Annotated in this window: 18 protein-coding genes; 9 read left to right on the top strand and 9 right to left on the bottom strand. The window is 35.5% G+C overall.

The genetic code is table 11. The features are described 5' to 3' along the window. Positions 1-1570 precede the first annotated feature (1570 nt). From wecB to MST30_RS02955, 5 genes are all read left to right on the top strand, one after another. Positions 1571-2668: a non-hydrolyzing UDP-N-acetylglucosamine 2-epimerase gene (gene wecB, locus MST30_RS02975; protein ID WP_243472927.1), complete on the top strand. Its 1098-nt coding sequence runs from the start codon at positions 1571-1573 to the stop codon at positions 2666-2668. An 86-nt stretch (positions 2669-2754) separates the two neighbouring features. Then, positions 2755-3846, top strand: a complete 1092-nt coding sequence (locus MST30_RS02970) for an MraY family glycosyltransferase (protein WP_243472926.1) — start codon at positions 2755-2757, stop codon at positions 3844-3846. A 96-nt stretch (positions 3847-3942) separates the two neighbouring features. Then, positions 3943-4704 (top strand): polysaccharide biosynthesis/export family protein, encoded by a 762-nt coding sequence (locus MST30_RS02965; RefSeq protein ID WP_243472925.1) that lies wholly within the window; start codon positions 3943-3945, stop codon positions 4702-4704. Between the two features lie 3 nt (positions 4705-4707). Continuing rightward, entirely contained in the window at positions 4708-7047 is a 2340-nt protein-coding gene (locus MST30_RS02960) for a GumC family protein (protein ID WP_243472924.1), read from the top strand. 102 nt (positions 7048-7149) lie between these two features. Then, a complete protein-coding gene (locus MST30_RS02955) occupies positions 7150-7569 on the top strand; it encodes a CBS domain-containing protein (protein ID WP_243472923.1) in 420 nt (139 codons plus the stop codon). Between the two features lie 28 nt (positions 7570-7597). Here the strand turns inward: MST30_RS02955 and rpe are convergent, their stop codons facing one another. The 7 genes from rpe to MST30_RS02920 form a co-directional block, all read right to left on the bottom strand. After that, positions 7598-8266: a ribulose-phosphate 3-epimerase gene (rpe, locus tag MST30_RS02950; protein ID WP_243472922.1), complete on the bottom strand. Its 669-nt coding sequence runs from the start codon at positions 8264-8266 to the stop codon at positions 7598-7600. Between the two features lie 398 nt (positions 8267-8664). After that, entirely contained in the window at positions 8665-9528 is an 864-nt protein-coding gene (locus tag MST30_RS02945; protein ID WP_040247666.1) for a sigma-70 family RNA polymerase sigma factor, read from the bottom strand. A gap of 94 nt (positions 9529-9622) precedes the next feature. Continuing rightward, positions 9623-9997 carry a hypothetical protein gene (locus tag MST30_RS02940; protein WP_243472921.1) on the bottom strand — a complete coding sequence of 125 codons (375 nt, stop codon included), beginning with the start codon at positions 9995-9997 and terminating at the stop codon, positions 9623-9625. Between the two features lie 68 nt (positions 9998-10065). Then, complete coding sequence (locus MST30_RS02935; RefSeq protein WP_243472920.1) at positions 10066-11265, bottom strand: glutamate-5-semialdehyde dehydrogenase; 1200 nt, start codon at positions 11263-11265, stop codon at positions 10066-10068. 12 nt (positions 11266-11277) lie between these two features. Then, positions 11278-12057, bottom strand: coding sequence for a glutamate 5-kinase (gene proB, locus MST30_RS02930; RefSeq protein WP_243472919.1), 780 nt, complete (start codon positions 12055-12057; stop codon positions 11278-11280). A 1-nt stretch (position 12058) separates the two neighbouring features. Next, positions 12059-12865: a pyrroline-5-carboxylate reductase gene (proC, locus tag MST30_RS02925; RefSeq protein ID WP_243472918.1), complete on the bottom strand. Its 807-nt coding sequence runs from the start codon at positions 12863-12865 to the stop codon at positions 12059-12061. 340 nt (positions 12866-13205) lie between these two features. After that, positions 13206-14312 (bottom strand): Omp28-related outer membrane protein, encoded by a 1107-nt coding sequence (locus MST30_RS02920; protein ID WP_243472917.1) that lies wholly within the window; start codon positions 14310-14312, stop codon positions 13206-13208. Positions 14313-14436: 124 nt separating this feature from the next. Here MST30_RS02920 and MST30_RS02915 point away from each other — a divergent pair, with 124 nt between their 5' ends. Then, positions 14437-14919, top strand: coding sequence for a TlpA family protein disulfide reductase (locus tag MST30_RS02915; protein WP_243472916.1), 483 nt, complete (start codon positions 14437-14439; stop codon positions 14917-14919). 45 nt (positions 14920-14964) lie between these two features. Further along, entirely contained in the window at positions 14965-16647 is a 1683-nt protein-coding gene (locus MST30_RS02910) for a DUF6029 family protein (protein WP_243472915.1), read from the top strand. Between the two features lie 77 nt (positions 16648-16724). Here the strand turns inward: MST30_RS02910 and MST30_RS02905 are convergent, their stop codons facing one another. Further along, the gene (locus MST30_RS02905; protein WP_243472914.1) at positions 16725-17693 is read right to left on the bottom strand and encodes a helix-turn-helix domain-containing protein; all 969 of its coding nucleotides are present in this window, start codon (positions 17691-17693) and stop codon (positions 16725-16727) included. 121 nt (positions 17694-17814) lie between these two features. On the opposite strand from MST30_RS02905, the gene MST30_RS02900 reads away from it, so the two are divergent. After that, complete coding sequence (locus MST30_RS02900; protein WP_243472913.1) at positions 17815-18477, top strand: hypothetical protein; 663 nt, start codon at positions 17815-17817, stop codon at positions 18475-18477. 392 nt (positions 18478-18869) lie between these two features. After that, positions 18870-19211, top strand: a complete 342-nt coding sequence (locus tag MST30_RS02895) for a hypothetical protein (RefSeq protein WP_243472912.1) — start codon at positions 18870-18872, stop codon at positions 19209-19211. Between the two features lie 203 nt (positions 19212-19414). Here the strand turns inward: MST30_RS02895 and MST30_RS02890 are convergent, their stop codons facing one another. Then, the gene (locus tag MST30_RS02890; protein WP_243472911.1) at positions 19415-21661 is read right to left on the bottom strand and encodes a polyribonucleotide nucleotidyltransferase; all 2247 of its coding nucleotides are present in this window, start codon (positions 21659-21661) and stop codon (positions 19415-19417) included. Positions 21662-21847 lie beyond the last annotated feature (186 nt).

Here is a 21847-nt window from a genome sequence, read left to right as displayed (position 1 = left end):
TCAAAGCACCACAACAATAACAAACTATCACAACAAGGCACAAACAGTCCCATAAAAAGATAACATACCAAACAATGAGATTGCTTCACTCGTACCTCACTCGCAATGACCTTACCCTTGTCTTTCGTCATTCCGAGAGCAGCGAAGGAATCTCAAAGAGAAAAAACATAAGCCAAACCGCCACGTCAGTTCGAGTATTTTATTCGAAGCATGAGAATAAAATGTATCGAGAACCAACAAAATATAGACAAATGTCATTCCGAGCCTGTCTTTCGGTTCACCTGCCGTAGACATGGCAGACATGGAAGCATGACGAAGGAATCTCAAAAAAGAAAAAGCTCGACCCAAACCGTCACTGCGAGGAACGAAGCAGTCCCATAAAAAGGTAACATATCCAACAATAAGATTGCTTCACTCGTACCTCACTCGCAATGACCTTACCCTTGTCTTTCGTCATTCCGAGAGCAGCGAAGGAATCTCAAAGAGAAAAAACACAAGCCAAACCGCCACGTCAGTTCGAGTGTTTTATTCGAAGCATGAGAATAAAATGTATCGAGAACCAACAAAATATAGACAAATGTCATTCCGAGCCTGTCTGTCGGTTCACCTGCCGTAGGCATGGCAGACATGGAAGCATGACGAAGGAGTCTCAAAAAAGAAAAAGCCCAGTCCAAACCGTCACTGCGAGGAACGAAGCAGTCTTATAAAAAAAGCTACCAGAATAAACCATCATTGCGATGTAGACCTGAAAGCCTCACTAGAAGCAGTCTCAAAAAGAAAAAACACAAGCCAAACCGCCACGTCAGTTCGAGTATTTTATTCGAAGCATGAGAATAAAATGTATCGAGAACCCATGAACCCATACCCGCAGCAGCACATCAAACCCAATTCCGATGGAATCGAAACCCGCTATCAGCAGTATATATAAACAAAATCCGTCAAGAATGGCTGAAGCCATGGAAGCCATTATTGTCATGCTGAACTTGATTCAGCATCTCATCAAAGCACCACAATAATAACAAACCATCACAACAAGGCACAAAACAGCCTCAAAAAGAAAAAACATAAGCCAAACCGCCACGTCAGTTCGAGTGTTTTATTCGAAGCATGAGAATAAAATGTATCGAGAACCAACAAAATATAGACAAATGTCATTCCGAGCCTGCCTGTCGGTTCACCTGCCGTAGACATGGCAGACATGGAAGCATGACGAAGGAGTCTCAAAAAAGAAAAAACCCAATCCAAACCGTCACTGCGAGGCACGAAGCAGTCTCAAAAACACATCAAAAACCATATATTAAGACACCCACCGCAGTGCGTCAATACTTTAAGTTTACATTAAATTTTATGCTATTAAACAGCGATGCTTCATTAGGGGCTCCTTCGGGTCTCCTCCGGATGTCCTTCGGGTCTCCTTCGGGTTTAATTCGGGTCAACGCTGGTTTTTTCCTACAAATCCTAAAGGTTTTAGCATAAAGAATGTGGAGTATGTCAAGAAGATTGTCAAAAAACTATAAATTTGTGCCATTACTAGTATAACTATAATAAAACCAATCAACCCAAAACTATCATGTACAACATTACAATCATAGCAGGAGCAAGGCCTAACTTTATGAAGATAGCGCCAATCATCCATGCTATAGAAAACGCAAAACAAAAAGGCGAAGCACTGGCATATAGATTAGTACACACAGGTCAGCATTACGATAAGAACATGTCAGGTAGCTTTTTTGAACAGCTCAACATACCAGAACCCCATGTTAATTTAGAATGTAGTGGAGGTACGCAAGCAGAGCAAACAGCTGCCATTTTAGTAAATTTTGAAAAGGAATTAATGGCAAATCCTGCCGATTTGGTTTTAGTAGTAGGAGACGTCACATCAACAATGGCTTGTGCTTTAGTAGCGCAAAAACTACATACCAAAGTAGCACACGTAGAGGCAGGGATTCGTTCAGAGGATTGGACTATGCCCGAAGAGATCAATAGACTAGTCACAGATAGTATTACCAATTACTTCTTTACAACATCAGAGTTGGCCAACCAGAACCTTCTTAAAAGCGGAGCAGATGAGCAACAGATATTCTATGTTGGTAACACCATGATAGACACGCTTTTAAAGCAAAGACCAAATTTTAGGCCACCAGCGGTATGGAATCAGCTAGAGCTAAAGCCTAAGTCTTATATTGTAATGACACTTCACAGGCCAGCCAATGTCGATGAAGAGAGTCAGTTAAAAGCCATGATAGATGAGATTATTGCCAATACCAAAGATTTACCCTTGGTGTTTCCGGTACATCCAAGAACCGCTAAGATCTTAGAGCGTTTAAAAGTGTCGCATCCAAGACTACACATGGTAGCTCCTTTACCTTATTTAGAGTTTAACTACTTGGTAGAGCATGCCAAAGCAGTAATTACAGATTCTGGTGGTATCACAGAAGAGACCTCTGTAATGAATGTACCTTGTATGACTCTCCGTGATAATACCGAACGACCAGAAACTATCACCTTAGGAACGAATGCATTGGTAGGTACCAATCCGCAGGCTATTAAACCCTATTTAGAAGAACTTTTTAATGGAGAATGGAAAGCCTATAAAACAATTCCGCTCTGGGATGGTAACACCGCAGAACGCATAGTAACCAGTATTCTAAGCTTAACAAAAAGATAATTTAGACTTATTTGTATAGACATCTTAGACTTCGCATAGAAATTTGTATATTTCCAATCCCCTAAGATGTTTTAAAATCAACCTTTATGATTGAAACATTACTGGAGAATTTTACTCCTGAAAATAATATAACCATCTGGCTTATTGCTGCATTCGTAATAGCGTTTTTTGTGGCCTACCAGACATTCCCAACCATATTATATGTAGCCAAAGAAAAACATCTCATGGATGAACCTGATAGTAGAAGTGTACACGCTGATAAAACACCTACACTTGGTGGTATAGGTATCTTTGTAGGGCTCATTGTAGTAATGACCATAGTAGGAGCATTTTTAAACACAAAGGTGCTGCTTTTGGTAATGGGGGGCTTAACAATACTCTTTTTCTTAGGACTCAAAGATGATTTAACAGTGCTTTCGGCTGGTAAAAAATTCATAGGCCAATTGTTTGCGGCAGGGCTTCTTATTGTCTTTACAAATACTAGAATCATAGGATTTTCCAAAATTTTAGATATAGATATACTACCCTATTGGATATCGGTAGGGTTTACACTCTTTGTGTACATTCTTATTATTAATGCTTATAATTTAATTGATGGTGTAGATGGCTTGGCTGGTACAGTGGCTTTTTGTATTAGCGGTATCTTTGTGTATCTCTTTGTGAATTCTAATGAATTGAGTTTAGCAACAATTGCTATAGCGCTTTGTGGGTGTTTATTAGCGTTTCTAAGGATGAATTTCTCAAGGAAGAATAAACTTTTTATGGGTGATACAGGCTCAATGATTGTTGGGTTTTTACTTGCCTTTTTTACGATTAGTTTTATAAATATGGCACAATTAGATGAAGACTCAGCTTACTTTAGAGCATCACCAGCTCTAGCATTTGCGCTATTGTTCTATCCGCTTATAGATACATTGAGGGTGTTCTTTATACGAGTGGTCATCCATAAGACAAGTCCTTTTAAAGCTGATAAAAATCACATACATCATAGATTTATAAGAAGTGGTTATAGCCATCTAATGACTACGATTTTAATTAGCAGTATTAATGTTGTTATCATAGGTATTGCGTTTAATTTACTACACCTCAATCTTAACACACAAATTATCTATTTATTACTTTATGGTTCTGCCCTTTATATGTTGCCATTTATAATAAAGAAAGTCATAAATAATTGAGCCTAATAAAGCACTAAGGTTTTATAATATGACAATTGCTTTTGCTAGTCCTTGAAATGCAGTTATATTTGCGGTACTTGTAATGATAAGTTTTTAATGAAAAGAAGAATATTAAGCCTGTTGGTATTAGTGGTTTTGAGTGCTTGTGCTTCAAAAAAGGACATCCTTTATATGCAAGACGCTATACAACAAGATAATAGTAAAGTCAACTATGAATCTGCCAACATTCAACCTAATGACATCTTAAAAATAACCGTAGAAAGTACAATGCCAGAAGCGGCAATACCTTATAATAAATCTACAGCTACAGGTGTGCAGTCCCAAAATTTACAAGTCCTTCAGTTAGATGGTTATTTGGTGTCTACAGAGAATACCATAAAGTTTCCTGTTTTAGGTGACATATCCACAGCAAATAAAACCACTAAGGAATTAGAAACGGAAATCAAAAACCAATTAACCTCAGGAGGTCATTTAACCAATCCGACAGTTAATATAAGACTCATAAATGCCAAAGTGACGATTTTAGGAGAGGTGAATAAGCCCGGAACCTATAGCTTTACGGAACAAAACATTACTATATTACAAGCCTTAGGTTATGCAGGTGATTTAACCATTAATGGCAAACGCGAGGACATTCTTATCACAAGAGAGGTGGATGGAGTACGTAAAATATCTCATATAGACCTAACGTCCGCATCGTTTATGGACAGCGAGTTTTATTTTATAAAACCCAATGATAATATCATTGTAAACCCTAATGATACAAAGGTTAAAACTGCAGGTTTTGTGGGCAATGTAGGGACGATACTAACCATTGCATCCTTAGCCCTTAGTGTCACAATTTTATTGACAAGATAACGTATGGAAAATCAATTTAATAGTAGTTTTTTTGGCGAAGAGGATAAAATTGATGTAAAGCAAATCATAAGGCAATATGTAAGCCATTGGCCTTGGTTTGTAATTGCTGTTGTGGTAGCCTTGTTAAGTGCTTATATCTATTTAAGATATGCACCGCGTATTTTTGAAACCCACTCCAAAATAAAAGTCCTGGATGAATCGGAAGGTTTAGAGCTGCCGACGTCTGCATTTGTCTTCAAAAGAACCAATATTAATCTTGAGAACGAAATAGAAATTATAAGTTCATTTCTTATCATGGAGAGAGTGGTTAGGGAATTAAATTTAAACACGGTGTTTTACGAGGAAGGCACAATTCAAACAAAACAAATAGAAGCGTTACCATTAGGCTTTAATCAAATCATTCTGCCTGATAGCATATCTCAAACATTATCTTATAAGGTTTTAGTGACAGATAAGGGGTTTCAAGTCAGTAACTTAGATACCGATAACGTCATTAACTTCAACGAGCATACAACATATACAACCGACCACAAATTACCATTTAATCTAAGCTTAAAGGATCAGATTCCCTTTAGTGATATCGTAGATACAGCTTACAATATTGTTTTTACAACAGTAAAGGAGGCGACGTTGTCCTTAAAAAGTAGAATTGTAGTCGAGGCTATTGGAGACCAAAGTGATATATTAAAGCTCTCCATTAAAGGGGAAAGTAAAGAGTTGTCCGAGAGCATATTAAATACCTTAACGACGGTCTTTGATAACGATGGCATTAAAGACAGGCAGTTGGTTTCTGAACGTACCATAGACTTTATAGATGCTAGATTTGAGTTTTTAGCAGGTGAATTAGATTCAATAGAAATTGACAGGCAAGGATTTAAGGAAGATAATAATATCGTCGATATTCGAACCGATGCCGAGCTAGGACTTCAGCAACGCACTAAATCTGAAGAAGAAGTATTTGCATTAGAAAACCAATTAGAGCTTTCAAATTTATTAGTGAATTCATTAACAAGTGATTCTGAATCAGACTTATTACCAGCGAATATTGGTATAGAAAATGTTAGTATTAATGCACTTATTTCAGAATATAATACTGCAGTTATAAATAGAGATAAATTGGTTAGTAGTGGTGGTGAGAACAACCCAATGGTACAGCTAGCGGTTAGTGAAGTGCAAAATTTAAAATCGAATATCAATAGGTCTTTAAAAACGTATTCGGAGCAAGTAAAAACGTCTCTAAATCAACTAAAAACTAAGAATAGAAGACTGGCAGGCAGAGTGTCTCAAATCCCAGAACAAGAACGCTTGTTTAAATCTATTGATCGTCAGCAGAAAATTAAAGAGAGTCTGTATTTATTATTACTTCAAAAACGAGAAGAAGCCGCAATTAATTTAGCCATAACAGAACCTTCAATTAAGGTTGTAGAGAATGCACTTTCAGGTGTTAGGCCAATCTCACCAAAGTCAACTATCGTTTATGCCGGCGCATTATTGGCAGGTTTACTCATTCCTTTTGGAGTGTTGTATCTTATTTTTATGCTAGATACTAAATTGCATAGTAAAGAAGATATTGTTGATCTAACGTCCAAAATTCCGGTTATTGGCGAAATCCCTGATTTAAAGAAGAAAAAAGACCTTATTTTTAATGATCCTAATGACCGTTCACCATTAGCAGAATCCTTTAGGATTTTAAGCTCAAATGTAGATTATATTCTCCCTGTTAAAGACGGTGAAAAGGGCAAGGTTATCTATTGTACCTCTACAATTAAAGGGGAAGGAAAAACCTATGTAAGCCTTAACTTATCGCTTGCGTTGTCTAGTATTAATAAAAAAGTGTTACTGATTGGTGCCGATTTAAGAAACCCGCAAATACACACACATATTAGTGAAGATAAACAAAAACCTGGTTTATCTAACTATCTGCACGATGTTGATTACAATTGGAAAGACGCTTTAATTAGTGGTTTTGAAAAGCACCCTAATCATCGTATTATCTTGTCAGGAAGTATTCCTCCTAACCCAGCACATTTATTAACTAACGGACGCTTTAAGAAACTAATTGAAGAGGCTAGAGAAGAATTTGATTACGTTGTTGTTGATACTGCTCCTACAATATTGGTTACCGATACGATGTTGATTTCGCAATTGGCTGATGCTACAATTTATATTGCCAGAGCCAACTATACTGAAAAGAATTTGTTGAAATTTTCAAAAGAATTATCAGAAAGCGGTAAGCTAAAGAACATGGCTTATGTCATTAACAGTGTTGGTGCTAATAAATCTCAGGGCTATGGGTATAACTACGGCTATGGCTATGGCTATGGTAGTGGAGACAACACTTAGTATTCAACGATTGCTTTAGTTTCAGTTTCTTACATGATATTTATCATGATTTCTGTCGGTTTTATAAGTTACTTTTAATAGTGAATTGTAAAACGAATAGTCATGGGATATATACCGCCAATTTCCGAAATAATGAGCACAAATATCATTGCGCTTAATAGAGATGATGATTTAGAGACTGCCGAGATACTGTTTAAAAGACATAAAATAAGACACATTCCTGTGGTTAATGGTGAAATAATCATAGGTATGCTTAGCTATTCTGATCTGTTACGCATTAGTTTTGCTGATGCCGTATACGATAATGAAGAAGAAGTAGATACTTTGGTGTATAATATGTTTACAATAGAGCAGGTGATGGCTAAAAATGTGGTCACAGTACCGCCTACAGCTACTATAAAAGACGTTGCCAAGATATTGGCAAAAAAAGAATTCCACGCTTTACCAGTAGTAGATGATGGAAATCTTGTAGGTATTGTTACAACAACAGATTTAATAAATTATCTCTTGAAACAATTATAAATAAAAAAGCGCCGAAAAGGCGCTTTTTTTATGAATTAGAATTAGCTAAAGATTTTAAATTTTTAATAGTCTCAACAGGACTACTGCTTTTAAAAACATGGCTTCCGGCAACAAAGGTGTCTGCACCAGCTTCTACTAAATCCTTAATGTTTTTATCGGTAACACCTCCATCAATTTCAATACGCGTATCTAGACCTTGCTCATCAATGAGCTTACGTAATTTTTTAATTCTCTGATAGGTAACGTCTTCAAATTTCTGACCTCCAAAACCAGGATTAATAGACATCAATAACACCATGTAGCATTCTGGCAAGATGTCTTCTAAAACATTAATTGGAGTCGTAATGTTAAGTACAACACCAGCTTTACAACCAGCATCTTTTATTTGTCGTAGTGTTCTATGTAAATGTAGGGTAGATTCGTAATGCACAGTAATAATATCTGCACCAACTTTGGCAAATTCTTCGATATAGCGTTCAGGTTTTTCTATCATTAAATGAACGTCTAAAGGTTTTGTAGCATGCTTTTTTATAGCGGCTATTACAGGCATTCCGTAAGAAATGTTTGGTACAAAATGACCATCCATAACGTCTATGTGAAACCAATCGGCCTCACTATTGTTTACCATTTCTGTATCGCGTTGTAAGTTGCCAAAATCTGCGGCAAGCATAGAAGGTGCTATTAATTTTGAAGCCATTTTTGCAGTGTTTATAAGTTTTTGCAAATGTACTCAAAATGTAAAAGAATGGTTTGATGTAATAGTTTTTTGTTTTTAGCTCAAAGCGCTCATAACAAAGTTTTTTGCAAAGACACAGAGGTGCTTCATCAAAAAAAGATAATAGATAGCAAAGTTCTTTTCCTTTGGGATTGGATTTTGGGAAGGGCTCTGTAAAAAGTGAACCCACGGTAATCAGCCGTGGGTTCTTTCATCAATCAAAAAACGAACAGTTATGTTTTGTAACTGTTGTTACCTTTGTTAGGTTGGTGCCTAAATATACAAAAAACCAAGCCTAATCAAACCTTTATATCATTTTAACTCTAAATACTTTTATAATTATTTTGAATAATTATGGCTAAAGTATTCTGTTTCAAAAGTTAACCTAGATAGGTCTTTAATATTTTACTTCTAGACGTATGTTTTAATCTACGAATAGCTTTTTCTTTAATTTGTCTTACACGCTCACGAGTTAAGTCAAAAGTCTCACCAATTTCTTCTAAGGTCATTGGGTGTTGATTTCCAAGCCCAAAATATAAACGAATAACATCGGCTTCACGAGGTGTCAAAGTCTCAAGAGCACGCTCAATCTCAGTTCTCAGAGATTCGTGTAATAAATCCTTATCTGGATTTGGTGATTCTCCACTGCGTAATACATCGTATAAATTAGAATCTTCACCTTCAACTAATGGAGCATCCATACTAACGTGACGACCAGAATTTTTCATGGACTCCTTAACATCGTTAATCGTCATGTCTAATTCCTTAGCAATTTCCTCAGCAGATGGAGGACGTTCATGGCTTTGCTCTAAAAACGCAAAGGTCTTATTGATTTTATTTATAGAACCAATCTTGTTTAACGGTAAACGTACAATACGCGATTGTTCTGCTAATGCTTGTAAAATAGATTGACGAATCCACCATACGGCATAAGATATAAACTTAAATCCACGTGTTTCATCAAAACGCTGTGCAGCTTTTATTAAACCTAAATTACCTTCGTTAATTAAGTCTGGTAATGTTAAACCTTGGTTTTGGTATTGTTTTGCCACAGATACAACGAAACGTAAATTAGCTTTTGTTAATTTCTCTAAAGCGACTTGGTCGCCAGCTTTAATACGCTGTGCTAATTCTACTTCTTCGTCTGCTGTAATTAAGTCGACTTTACCAATTTCTTGTAGGTATTTGTCTAATGATGCGGTTTCTCTGTTGGTAACCTGCTTGGTAATTTTAAGCTGTCTCATTTACTTTTTTATGATTTGTGCAATTTACAACATCGTTGTTGCTTTCTATTATACGTAATAAAGCACTAAAATGTTACAGAGTTTATAAAAAAAATTAAATTTTAATGAGTTTAACAGTATTGAGGTTAATATCGTCAACAGTTTCGTTGGTGAACTTATAATGTCCTTTTGTTGTTATTAAACGGAATCTATATGACTTTAATTGGCTCAAAGTATTGAGAAAAAGCCATTTGGATTTAAGCAATCTTGGTTTTTGAGATTTAAGGCTTAAATCAAAGATGTGTTTGCGTCCTTCTTTTTCTGCAACAATGTCTGGTGTGATTTCAATTTCGCTTCCTTTTTTTAAGTAAGATTTTGGTGATTCATAGCCTTCTAAATCTGCTTTTATTTTTGAATAGCCCAAACTCTCGAGATAGGAAATCGATTGACTTAATTCTTCTGTGTATTTATTTTTGTCTTGTGTAATCATAGCCTAAAATATAACGATTTTCAATCAAAAAATCAAATTATCGTTGTGTTTAGTAAATCTCAAGAGGTCTAAACACGTACATGACCATCGCCAAATACATAATATTTATTGGTTACCAACTGGTTTAAGCCTAAGGGACCTCTGTGGTGAAGCTTATCGGTACTTATGGCGAGTTCAGCACCAACTCCCATCTGTCCTCCATCGGTAAAACGTGTGGATGCATTGTGGTAAACGGCTGCACTATCTACCTGTTGCATAAACTTAAGCGCTTCATCTTGATTTTCGGTTATGATGGCTGCCGAATGTTTGCCAGAATGGGTGTTGATAAGATTAACAGCTTCATCTAATGAGTTAACTTCTCCTATAAGTAGTTTAAGGGCTAGAAATTCCTCTTTCCATATCGAAGTATCTGAAATGACCTCTTGTTCAGACAACACATTGGAGACTTTTGGGTCTACGATAAGTTCTACATCATGCTGTTCTAGCTTTTGCTGTAACATTTTGAGCTTTAAATGATATTCAGGTAGGTTTTTGTTAATTAATACTTTGTCTAAGGCATTGCATCCTGAAATTTTATGGGTTTTAGAATTAATTATCACATTAACGGCCTTGCTCCAATCGGCATGTTCTGAGACATACAAAAAATTATTACCTCTGCCACTTACTAAAACCGCACAAGTGGCATGTGTTTTTACAAAATTAATGAGACGTTCTCCTCCTCTGGGTACGATAAGGTCTAAAGGCTCTGAAGGGTTTTTTAAAAAGGCTTGGGTTTCTTCACGTTTAAGGTGCAATAACTTAATCCATGCTTTAGACAAACCATGGGTCGTTAAAGCTTCGTGCCAACATTGTTCTAAAATAACATTACTGTGATAAGCCTCTTTACCTCCCTTTAGTAAAATTTTGTTGTTAGCTTTAAAGGCTAGTACTGCGGCTTCAATAGTCACGTCTGGTCGCGATTCATATATAATAAGAATCGTTCCAAAAGGTGCTGTGCTATTGACAACATTGAGCCCATTGGCCAAAGTAAGATTAGAGATTTCGCGTCCTACAGGATCATCTTGTTCACGAACAGTATTAACAGCGGTAATCATCTCATCTACCTTTTTATGATTGACTATAAGGCGCTGAAATAATGCATGGTCTTCTAATTGAAAAGCATCTAAATCTTTTTTATTAGCAGCAATAATAGCGTCGCGTTCGCGATCTAAAATCTCTGCCATGGTTTGTAATACGTTGTTTTTTAGTGTTGTATTTAATAATTGCATAGTTCTGTTTTGTTAGGCATTAATAAATTTAGTGCCTACGGGTTTATTGTTAATAATATCTACAATGACATTTTCGCGTTTGCCATTAGCGATATAGGTTGGAATGTCTTTACGGGCAGTGCCTTTGGCTATTTTTAGTTTTGAAGCCATTCCACCTCGACCTTCGCCTTCTTTTTTGTTAGAGGCGCAGACATAGCGTTCTACATTTTGGTTGGTTTTTACAATACTTAATTTTTCTGAATCTTCATCATCAGGATGACCAGTGTATAAGCCATCTGTATCAGATAGAATAATAAGGCGATCAGCATCAAGAAGCTCAGCAACTAAGCTGGCTAACTCATCATTGTCTGAAAACATAGACATGGTAAGGGAAACGGCGTCGTCCTCATTGGCGATTGGAATGACTCCTTCTCCTAAAAGACCTTCATAACAATTAATCATGTTTTGACGGTGTTTGCCTGGGTCAAAATCGCGTTTTGTTGCCAAAATTTGAGCACAGCGCATACCATAATCATGAAAAATACTATAGTAATGTCGCATCATTCTTGGCTGTCCTACAGAAGAGTACACTTGGCGTCTTACAGATTTGTCTGTAATGTTTGTATCTCCTAAAACTTCCATGCCGGCAATGGCTGACCCTGAAGAGACCAAAATCACCATAATATCCTGCTCGTAAAGCACAGAGATTTGTCGTACCAATTCTCGTAGTACAGGTCCTAATATTCTATTATCCTTGTTTGTAAGTACGTTGGTGCCTACTTTTACCACCACACGTTTTATATCATCTGCCATCTTACTTGTCTTTACCTAGTTCTACAGCTCTGTCAAATGCCGCATAAGCCGCATCTTGTATGAGCTTTTTTACATTGTTGTCTTCCATAGAGTCTATGGCGGCTTGAGTGGTGCCACCCTTAGAGGCTACTTTATCGATCCAGCGCTCAGGTGAGATGTTAGATTGATTGAATAACTCAATAGCCCCTTCAAATGTATTACTAACTAAGACTTTAGAATCATAATCTGAGAATCCCATGTTTTGAGCAGCTTCTAACATCGACTGCATAAAATAAAAGACATAAGCAGGTCCACTACCCGAAATTCCGGTAGAGGCATCAATAAATTTTTCAGAATCTACATGGATAGATGTTCCTGTAGTGTCTAAGAGTTGACGTACCATAATTAGCTCTACACGAGATATAGCTTTAGCGCCAGTATACGAGGTTACACCTTTGCCTACTTTTGCTGGTAGGTTGGGCATGGTACGGATTACTTTTTTAATGCCTAAACGTTCTTGTATGGTTTCTATACTAACACCTGCCATTAAGGATACAAAGATTTGCTCATCATTAATAAAAGGTTTCATGTCTTTAAAAAGTGCATCACAGTGATAGGGTTTTACTGCTAAGAACACAATATCTGATTTTGGAAGTGCATCGTCGAGAGCAGTGTAAACATCGAACTTTTGTGTAGCTCTTAAACTTTCAATTTTGTTTGGATCGGTATCATAGATTCTTAATTTTTGTTTTCCTAAAAGAACGGAATCTGCCATACCTTCGGAATAGGTTAAGCCCATATTACCGGCACCTATTACTAATACTTTCATAATTAATTTTTAATTAAACTTTATTTGTCAGTGCTATTAAAGCCACAAACACCATGCGACAGTGCCAAACTAAAAAGTTGATTTTGAGTTTTTTGAAGTTTAAAAAGAAAAAGTGGAATTGTTGAGAATATACCAAAACATTGCTTGTATGCATAAGGATATGTGAATCTTAAGAAATGTTAAATACATTAAAACTGTCAGCTTGTCGGTGACAAAATGTGAGTTTCACATAGGGATTAGCCTTAAAATTTGCTAATGAATGGGCTTGTCTGAAGGTGTAAAATAAAAAAAGAGACTGTAAAAACAGCCTCTTTCTTTAATTTATATGTTGTTTCTATATTTAGTTTTCTTCATAGGTTTGAGCATCTCCAAAGTGAGCCATTCTTGAATTGATTGTATAGGCATCACCATTAAAGTTTTCGTTAGTAATAAAGGCAACAACACTCATTTTAGATGTGTTTACAACATTAGAAGGTACGTCTGCAGTAATAGTTCTGCTGTAAACAGAGTTTGTTACTTCATTATTAGGAAGATTATCGCCCAAAATATTGGTTAAACTAGCTCTTAGTACATGGTCATGCTCAAAACTTGAAATAACATCCACACCACCATAATAACTAGTATAATTTTCTTGGTCAAATATTAAATCATCTTCTAAGACCACAACAACAAGCTTGGTGTTTGCAAAGCTAAAGTTTTGGCTAAACTTTGCATCTACTTTTATGGTCATAGTGTTACCAGATAATGAAGGAGTAATAGCTAAACCTAATGGTGCATTATCACACAAAGTTTTGTTAACTACTTGGCTTACATTACTTGGTTCTGGGTAAGTCCAAGTAGTGCCTCTGTCTATCATAGCGGTTGGGTAACCTGTAAGTCCAATAGAAGATTCTAAAACACCAGCACCTTCAAAATTATATGGGTCATAACCACTACCAGATGGATTTGAATTATATCTATGAATAGCAACGACATTTATTTGGTCTGTCTGTTGATTTGTTAGCTCAATAGCATGAGATACTCTTGGGCAATAACCACACCAAGTACCTGTATAGTCTTCAACTAAAACATTTTTAGTAAACTTATAATAGTCCTCAGCTACATTTACATTAAGAGAATTGTTTGTGGTAATATCTTGATAGGTAGCAGTAACTTGCAAAGATCCTGCTGTTGTGGTTGTGTAAGAATTGCCTGTTATGGCTGTTCCGTTAACAGAAATTGTTGCTGAATTAGTGACATCTTGGTTGTTATTTCCCTTAACAGAGAAACTAACGGTGTCTCCAACATAGATGCCGCAAGTTACAGAACTTGAAACTTGAACAGAAATACTTGTAATTTCATTACCGCCTCCATTGACACTTCCATCTCCATCACTATCACTACTACAAGCACTAAAGCTAATGGTTAAGGCAATAAACAAGAGATTGATTAAGTGTTTTGTTTTCATAAAATGCAAAATTTTAATAATTAGTTAGTAGAAGTATAATTTAAAAAAACGCAAATTATACTTATTTTTCAAAAAACAGGTGTTATTATTGCAAAATGTTAAAAAAACTAAAAATATAAATACAATGAAACACCTAATTTCTGTCCTATTCATTTTAAGCTCACTACTCATTAATAGTCAGGAACTTCCAGATATAACGTTAAATGATGTCGAAGGAAATAGTGTGTCTGTAAAAGAACTTTCAGATTCAGATGATATAAAAATCTTTAGTTTTTGGGCAACGTGGTGTGTGCCATGTATTAACGAATTAGATGCCATAGCAGATGTTTACGAAGACTGGCAAGATGAAACCAATGTAGAGCTCATCGCTATTTCTACAGACGATGCCAGAACCAATAAAAGGGTGATTCCTCTGGTAAATGGTAAAGGCTGGGACTATCAGGTTTTGCTTGATGATAATCAAGACCTAAAACGTGCCTTAAATATTAGTGTATTGCCATACGTTGTCGTTGTTAAAAACGGCAAAATAATCCATACAAGAACGGGTTACACTCCAGGAAGTGAAGAAGAGCTTTATGAGGTTGTAAAGGAATACTCCAAGAAATAATTAACGTCGCACTCACTAACTAAACTAAAAAAACTTATTTAAAATATGAGAAAGCTATTAGTGCTGTTAACATTTTGTTTTACAGTAAACCAAATGTCAGCACAATTATTAGATAACCTACGCGTTGGCCTTGAGTCTAATATGGCATGGTATAATGATGATGAAAAAACAGGCCCTTTTTATGATGCTGTAAACAATGATGGAGATAAGCATCTAAGGGTCAATTCGTATTTAAAATTAGACTATAATTTTCTTGAAAATTTTACAGCCACCGTTCAGTTAGAATCCTATGAGCCTTTAGCGTTGCTAAATTACTCACCAAATTTTGATGGTACCAATCTTGGGATATATTCACTTAATTATAGAAGTGATAAATTTGAAGCAAACGCAGGTCACTATTACGAACAGTTTGGTAGTGGTCTTATTTTAAGAAACTGGGAAGACCGACAACTTGGACTTAATAACGCATTATTGGGAGGGAGAGTAAAATATAAGCCTACGGATTTTTTATCTGTAACAGGATTGTACGGAAAGCAACGTGTAGGCTTTGAAACTGCAGATAGCGATATTTTTGGGTTTAATACCGAAATTGATATCTCTACTATTTTAAAGTTTGAAAATTCGTCACTAAATCTTGGCTTTAGCTATGTCGGAAGACAAGAAAAGACTGATGTTGCAGACCCAAATTTTGATGAGTTGACCAATGCCTTTTCTGGTCGTGTAGACTTTTCTAAAGGCAGTTTTTACGCAAATGCCGAGTATGTAGCTAAGTCTGACGATGTTTATGTTTTTAACGGACAAGTCATAAATAATTTTGTAAATCCAGGAAGTGCTTTATTGTTTAATACCGGATTTTCTAAAAAAGGATTTGGTTTAGATGCCACGTTTAGGCGATTAGAAAACATGGGCTTTTATTCCGAACGTGAAAAAACAGGCAATGTGTTTTTAGAAAACAACATCAATTTTACGCCAGCATTAACAAAGCAGCATGATTATTTATTGACAAACATTTTTGTATATCAAGCACAATCACAAGTTGTTTTTGCCGATCCTGAGCTTATGGAAGCAGGTGAAATAGGAGGTCAATTAGATGTGTTCTACAATATTAAAAAAGGAACTGCTCTGGGTGGTAAATATGGTACTAAAATAGCTTTTAATGCATCGTATTGGGCAGGTTTAAAAGGTGATTATGATTTTGGTAATCTATCTTATGATGTTGATTATTTTGGTTTTGGGGATAAGTATTTCTCTGATGTAAGCTTGGAAATTAGAAAAAAATGGAATAAAAAAGTGAATTCTATTTTCTACTATGTCAATCAATATTACAACCAAAGAACTATTGAAGATAATTTTTCTGGTGAGCAGATTAAAACCAACATTGTAGTAGGCGAAACCATTTATAAATTTGGAAAAATTGGTCAATCAGTACGTTTGGAGTTACAGAAGATGTGGTCGAGCTCAGAAAAGCATGATTGGGTAGGTGGAACCCTAGAGTATAATGCAAGTCCTAGATTATCGTTTTACGTTAATGATATTTACAATAGTGGTGACGATAGCAGTACTTCAAAAAATCACTATTACAATTTTGGTGGTAGTTTTAATAAAGGCACCACACGTTTTTCTTTAAACTATGGTAGACAACGTGCTGGTCTGGTCTGTGTAGGAGGGGTTTGCCGTTTTGTGCCAGAAGCTACAGGCTTATCGGCTAGTTTGTTGATGTCTTTCTAGACATGTAAAACATAATAAAATAGTCCTAAAAAACAAAAGCCCATCAATATTGATGGGCTTTTTATTGTATATCTCTTTTATTCAAAATCTAAAATTTGAGAAGCTTCAATAAGTTGATGTAATGCATCAATTTTAGAGTAAACTTTATTGAAAAAAGTAAGCTTTTCTTTTTCGCCTGCGGTGTTTAAAAGTTTAGAGCTTTGTAATTGTTTGTTTAAGAATGCCTCAGCTTGCAGACAAGTAATTCTATCAGAGGTTTGAAAATAAGATAGTATAGTAAACGGTACGAAAAGAGATTGTCGTTCTTTTGTAGATACTAGAACGTTATTATTCATCAATAAAAGTTCATTGTAATAGAACTTATAGTTTTCATTTTCTGTTTTTACTTTTTCTGAAATAGTTGTAATTAATAGCTTAAGGTCCTTACAGAGTTTAAGTGCTGTGATATTGGATAAAAGTCCGGCCTGATTGTAAAAATGTATTTGTTTTAATGTACTATTTACGGTAGTAATATCCCATATTTCTGTGATGTTCAAATTCTGATATAAGTTTCCTAAAGCAGTTGCTGATTGTAAGGTCGAAAGACTTACGGAAAAGCTATCAAATTCTTTAGAGACCATTGCGGAATCTAAAAGTTTTAGCCAAACATACATTTTGAACCGACTCAGTAAGTTATTTTCTAGAGTGTAGAAAAGAGGAATATCCTTTGCCGAATATAATATGTGGCTCTCCTTTTTATTTAAAAGAGGATGTAGAGATTCGTATGATTTTTCAAAATAATGCTGAAGTTCAGTTTCGTTATGAATTAGTTTTGTTTTTTCTACCGCAATGATTTCATCCTTTGTATTCTCAAACAGTCTATCGAGGGATAGATTATAGTATTGGGCCAAAATCACACTTTCTTCTAATGAAAATTTACTTTTAAATGAGCTGCGTCTGTGTGCTGCATCATAACTAATATCCAATGCTGTAGCTATAGCTTCATTTAAAGAAGTGTTAGCAGGCAATTCCAATTGTAACTTATCTAATAATTGTTTTTGAAACATGTTTCGAAATATACTTATAATTTGTGATAATCACAAATTATAAGTTTGACTTTGGTGTTTTTTAAAAGTTTTAATGCGATAATAGCAATATTTTTGAATTGAATTTTTAAAACAAAATACCATGAAAAAAATACTTACAGCTAGTTTATTTTTATTGCTATCTATAAATTTAATTGCTCAAAGAGACTCTTTTTCAAAAAACCAAGATTATAATTTCTACGATTCTTTTAATGCTTATTGGAAAACAGTGACATTTAAAATAGGTGGAGGTATATATATACCTCAAGGAGACTTAAAAAAATACTTTGGGTCTTCGCCTTTGGTAGAATTAAGTTTGGATTTTCCGGTTACTGAGACAAAATCATTAGAGTTAGCCGTACAATTCATAATACCTGAACAAAGGCAAGCTTTTGAATATGTTAGGGTAACAGATAGTGTAGAAACTAAAGCCACATTTTTATTTAATCCTATGATAAGGTTTAAAAAGAATTTTAGTAAATCAGAATCTAGCAAAGTATTATTTGGTTTAGCACTAGGAGCTTCGGTAGTTACAACCGACGCTAGAAATACTAATTTCTTTGATATGTCAGAAGATAGGAGCAAATATGAGATAATCTCAGCATTATTGATTTCACCAAGCTTAGATTACGTTAAGGCTTTTAAAAACAATAATGAGTTTACTCTTAGTGTAGGTCTTAATTATTCGCCTTACAAAATAGAAGGTGCATTGCAAGAAGATATTGGGAGAATAGCAATTACACCAAGAATTTTGTATAGTTTTTAATAAATTATTGGGAGGTCGAATAGGTATTCTATTCGCCTCCCCAAGGATTATCTAGATTTTAAATTAAAGCATATTAATATTCTTTATTATTATCTCTTCGATTTATATCGTCTCTACGGTTATTACATATGTCATTATTGTTATCGTGTTTAGGCTTGTCTTCCCAACCTTTTGGTTTTGGTAACATAGCTTTGCGAGAGACATTTTCTTTACGTTGCCATGTGAGTTAGCTTAGGTGTAATAAAACGCATATCTCGGAAATGCTGATGATCTTAAATTGATAAATGTCATTGTATAAGACTTACATTCTATCTAAATTTTACTTAGTTAGCTGTATAATAATGTATTGTATCGACAAATACTTTAAACGGATCATTTTATTAACCTATCTAATGATGGGATTCTATAGCTATGCTCAAGATAGCGATAAGTCTAAATTAAAGTTTAAATCCTGGTCTGTTACTCCAGAGTTGTATGAGTTTTCTAATAGAAATTCGGAGATGTTTTCTGGTATATTACCACTGTCGTTAAGTATAGATTTTACCTACGCTTTATCTAATAACCTATTTAGTTTTTCTGCATCCTATGGAGGGGAAACAGGAGTTTTTAGCGGTTCGGCCAATTATAAACAAATGAGCTTGCTATATGGAAGGGAATTTGTATTAGAGGACTGGTTTTTGGTAGAAACCCATCTCGGTGGAGGCATGTTCTTTTATGGAAGCAGTGATTTATAAGGAAATATTAGTGAATTTGCTCTTCCATTGGTCGGAAAATTAAGGTTTAAAACAGGAGAAAGGTTTTCTGTAGGATTAAGATTTACTTACATTTTTAATTCATTTAGCAATCTGTATTCTGGTGGCTTGTTGCTGCAATGGGACTATTAAAAAAAAAGCCCATCAAAATTGATGGGCTTTCTTAATAGTAAGTATAAAGAATATTAATCTTCTTTATTGTTATCTCTTCGATTTCTATCGTCTCTGCGGTTATTACCTCTGTTGCGGTTATCGCGTCCTCGATTGTTGTCTCTGTTTCGATTGTTATCGCGTTTTGGTCTATCTTCCCAACCTTCTGGTTTTGGTAAAATAGCTTTGCGAGATACTTTTTCTTTACGTGTTCTTGGATCTATACCAAAGTATTTTACATCAAATACATCTCCCATGTTTACCACGTCAGATACATTTTCTGTACGCTCCCAAGCAAGTTCACTTACGTGTAACAGTACTTCATTTCCTGGTGCCTCAGTATATTCTACTACAGCTCCAAAATCAAGCATTTTAATCACTTTAACTTCATAAATGCTACCCACTTCTGGTTTAAAGGTTAAAGAATCTATTTTAGCTAAAACAGCATCAATACCAGCTTGGTCAGTACCTAAAATTTCAACAATACCTTCTTCAGTTACAGGATCTTCATTAATTACAATTGTAGTTCCTGTTTCTTTTTGTAACTCTTGAATTACTTTTCCACCAGGTCCAATAAAAGCACCAATTAAATCATTTGGTAATTTAGCAGTTACCATTTTTGGTGCATGTGCCTTAACATCTGTATTAGGAGTAGCAATAGTGTCTATTAATTTACCAAGTATGTGCATACGACCTTCCTTAGCCTGATTTAAAGCATTTACTAAAATCTCGTAGCTAAGCCCTTTGATTTTAATGTCCATTTGGCAAGCAGTAATACCATCTTCGGTACCAGTAACTTTAAAGTCCATGTCACCTAAATGATCTTCATCACCTAAAATATCAGATAATACAGCGTAACGCTCACCATCAGAAATCAATCCCATAGCAATACCAGAAACTGGTTTTTTCATTTGTACACCAGCGTCCATAATGGCCATTGTACCAGCACAAACCGTTGCCATAGACGATGATCCGTTAGACTCTAAGACTTCAGATACCACACGTACTGTATATGGGCAATCTTCAGGAACCATACGTTTTAAAGCACGTTGTGCTAAGTTTCCGTGTCCAATCTCACGACGAGATGTTCCTCTTAAAGGTCTAGCTTCTCCAGTTGAAAATGGTGGGAAGTTATAATGTAAGTAGAAACGCTCTTCACCTTCTAAAGATGGGTTGTCAATCATATTAGCTTCGCGAGACGTACCTAGAGTAACGGTTGCCAATGCTTGAGTTTCACCACGTGTAAATATTGAAGACCCATGAGTAGAAGGTAAGTAATCTACCTCACACCAAATTGGTCTAACTTCTGTAGTCTTACGACCATCTAAACGAATACCTTCTTCTAATACTAGGTTACGTACCGCTTCTTTTTGAATTTTACTGAAGTATTTTGATACTAAACCACCAACTTCTTCGAGCTCTTCTTCTGTGTATTCAGCTTTTAAAGCATCCTTTACTTCAGAGAATGCTGCACTCCTGTCTTTTTTAGACGATGCAGCTTTGGCAATTTCGTAACATTTATCGTAAGCAAATGCTTTTACTTTTTCTAATACTGCTTCGTCTTCAGCTTCAGGCTCGTACTCACGAGTTTCTTTTTTGCCTACTTGAGCAACTAAACGTTTTTGAGCTTCAATCTGAACTTTAATAGCTTCGTGAGCAACTTTGATAGCTTCTACCATTTCGTCTTCAGAAATTTCACTCATTTCACCTTCAACCATCATCACAGAATCTTCTGATGCACCAATAACCATATCGATGTCAGATTGCTCTAATTGTGATAGACTTGGGTTGATGATAAATTCACCATTAAGACGCGCCACACGAACTTCAGAAATTGGAGTTTCAAAAGGAATGTCAGATAACTGAATAGCAGCAGAAGCAGCTAAACCAGCTAAGGCATCTGGCATTACATCTTTGTCTAAAGACATTAACTGAATCATTACTTGAGTTTCAGCATGGTAATCTTTAGGGAATAAAGGACGTAATACACGGTCTACAATACGCATTACTAAAATTTCTTCTGTGCTAGGACGTGCCTCACGCTTAAAGAATCCGCCAGGATAACGACCAGCAGCAGCAAATTTTTCACGGTAATCTACCGTTAATGGTAAAAAGTCTACGTTTGCAGCTTCATAGTTAGAAACTACAGTACAAAGTAGCATGGTTTCACCCGATTGTACAACAACAGAGCCATGAGCCTGTTTTGCGAGTTTTCCGGTTTCGATAGAAATTTCTCTACCATCACCAAGGTCTATGACCTCTTTGTAAGTTTTTGGAATCATAAAATTTTAAATCTTCAGCTGATATGCTCTGCATAACCAGCGATGTTAAACAATGGTCGTTGTGTTGTTGTGTAGTTGTTGTTGTGACCAATGAAAAACTATTGTAGCTTCTTCAATTCGAAAATTAAACGCTTTCGAAGACGTTATGTATTAAACAAAAAACCACGCTAGAGGCGTGGTCTTTAT

The organism is Winogradskyella sp. MH6 (genome assembly GCF_022810765.1).
Taxonomy (GTDB): Bacteria; Bacteroidota; Bacteroidia; order Flavobacteriales; family Flavobacteriaceae; genus Winogradskyella.
The sequence above is the reverse complement of the archived record's forward strand: the minus strand, read 5'-3'. Positions and strand labels throughout refer to the sequence as shown.

Excerpts from the sequence above, each read along its gene's own strand:
- MST30_RS02890 (WP_243472911.1), bottom strand. The coding sequence starts at position 21,661 with ATGATTCCAAAAACTTACAAAGAGGTCATAGACCTTGGTGATGGTAGA.
- MST30_RS02920 (WP_243472917.1), bottom strand. The coding sequence starts at position 14,312 with ATGAAAACAAAACACTTAATCAATCTCTTGTTTATTGCCTTAACCATT.
- MST30_RS02955 (WP_243472923.1), top strand. The coding sequence starts at position 7,150 with ATGGGATATATACCGCCAATTTCCGAAATAATGAGCACAAATATCATT.
- MST30_RS02905 (WP_243472914.1), bottom strand. The coding sequence starts at position 17,693 with ATGTTTCAAAAACAATTATTAGATAAGTTACAATTGGAATTGCCTGCT.
- proC (WP_243472918.1), bottom strand. The coding sequence starts at position 12,865 with ATGAAAGTATTAGTAATAGGTGCCGGTAATATGGGCTTAACCTATTCC.
- MST30_RS02895 (WP_243472912.1), top strand. The coding sequence starts at position 18,870 with ATGATGGGATTCTATAGCTATGCTCAAGATAGCGATAAGTCTAAATTA.
- rpe (WP_243472922.1), bottom strand. The coding sequence starts at position 8,266 with ATGGCTTCAAAATTAATAGCACCTTCTATGCTTGCCGCAGATTTTGGC.
- MST30_RS02960 (WP_243472924.1), top strand. The coding sequence starts at position 4,708 with ATGGAAAATCAATTTAATAGTAGTTTTTTTGGCGAAGAGGATAAAATT.
- MST30_RS02910 (WP_243472915.1), top strand. The coding sequence starts at position 14,965 with ATGAGAAAGCTATTAGTGCTGTTAACATTTTGTTTTACAGTAAACCAA.
- MST30_RS02970 (WP_243472926.1), top strand. The coding sequence starts at position 2,755 with ATGATTGAAACATTACTGGAGAATTTTACTCCTGAAAATAATATAACC.
- MST30_RS02915 (WP_243472916.1), top strand. The coding sequence starts at position 14,437 with ATGAAACACCTAATTTCTGTCCTATTCATTTTAAGCTCACTACTCATT.
- proB (WP_243472919.1), bottom strand. The coding sequence starts at position 12,057 with ATGGCAGATGATATAAAACGTGTGGTGGTAAAAGTAGGCACCAACGTA.
- MST30_RS02935 (WP_243472920.1), bottom strand. The coding sequence starts at position 11,265 with ATGCAATTATTAAATACAACACTAAAAAACAACGTATTACAAACCATG.
- MST30_RS02945 (WP_040247666.1), bottom strand. The coding sequence starts at position 9,528 with ATGAGACAGCTTAAAATTACCAAGCAGGTTACCAACAGAGAAACCGCA.
- MST30_RS02940 (WP_243472921.1), bottom strand. The coding sequence starts at position 9,997 with ATGATTACACAAGACAAAAATAAATACACAGAAGAATTAAGTCAATCG.
- MST30_RS02965 (WP_243472925.1), top strand. The coding sequence starts at position 3,943 with ATGAAAAGAAGAATATTAAGCCTGTTGGTATTAGTGGTTTTGAGTGCT.
- MST30_RS02900 (WP_243472913.1), top strand. The coding sequence starts at position 17,815 with ATGAAAAAAATACTTACAGCTAGTTTATTTTTATTGCTATCTATAAAT.
- wecB (WP_243472927.1), top strand. The coding sequence starts at position 1,571 with ATGTACAACATTACAATCATAGCAGGAGCAAGGCCTAACTTTATGAAG.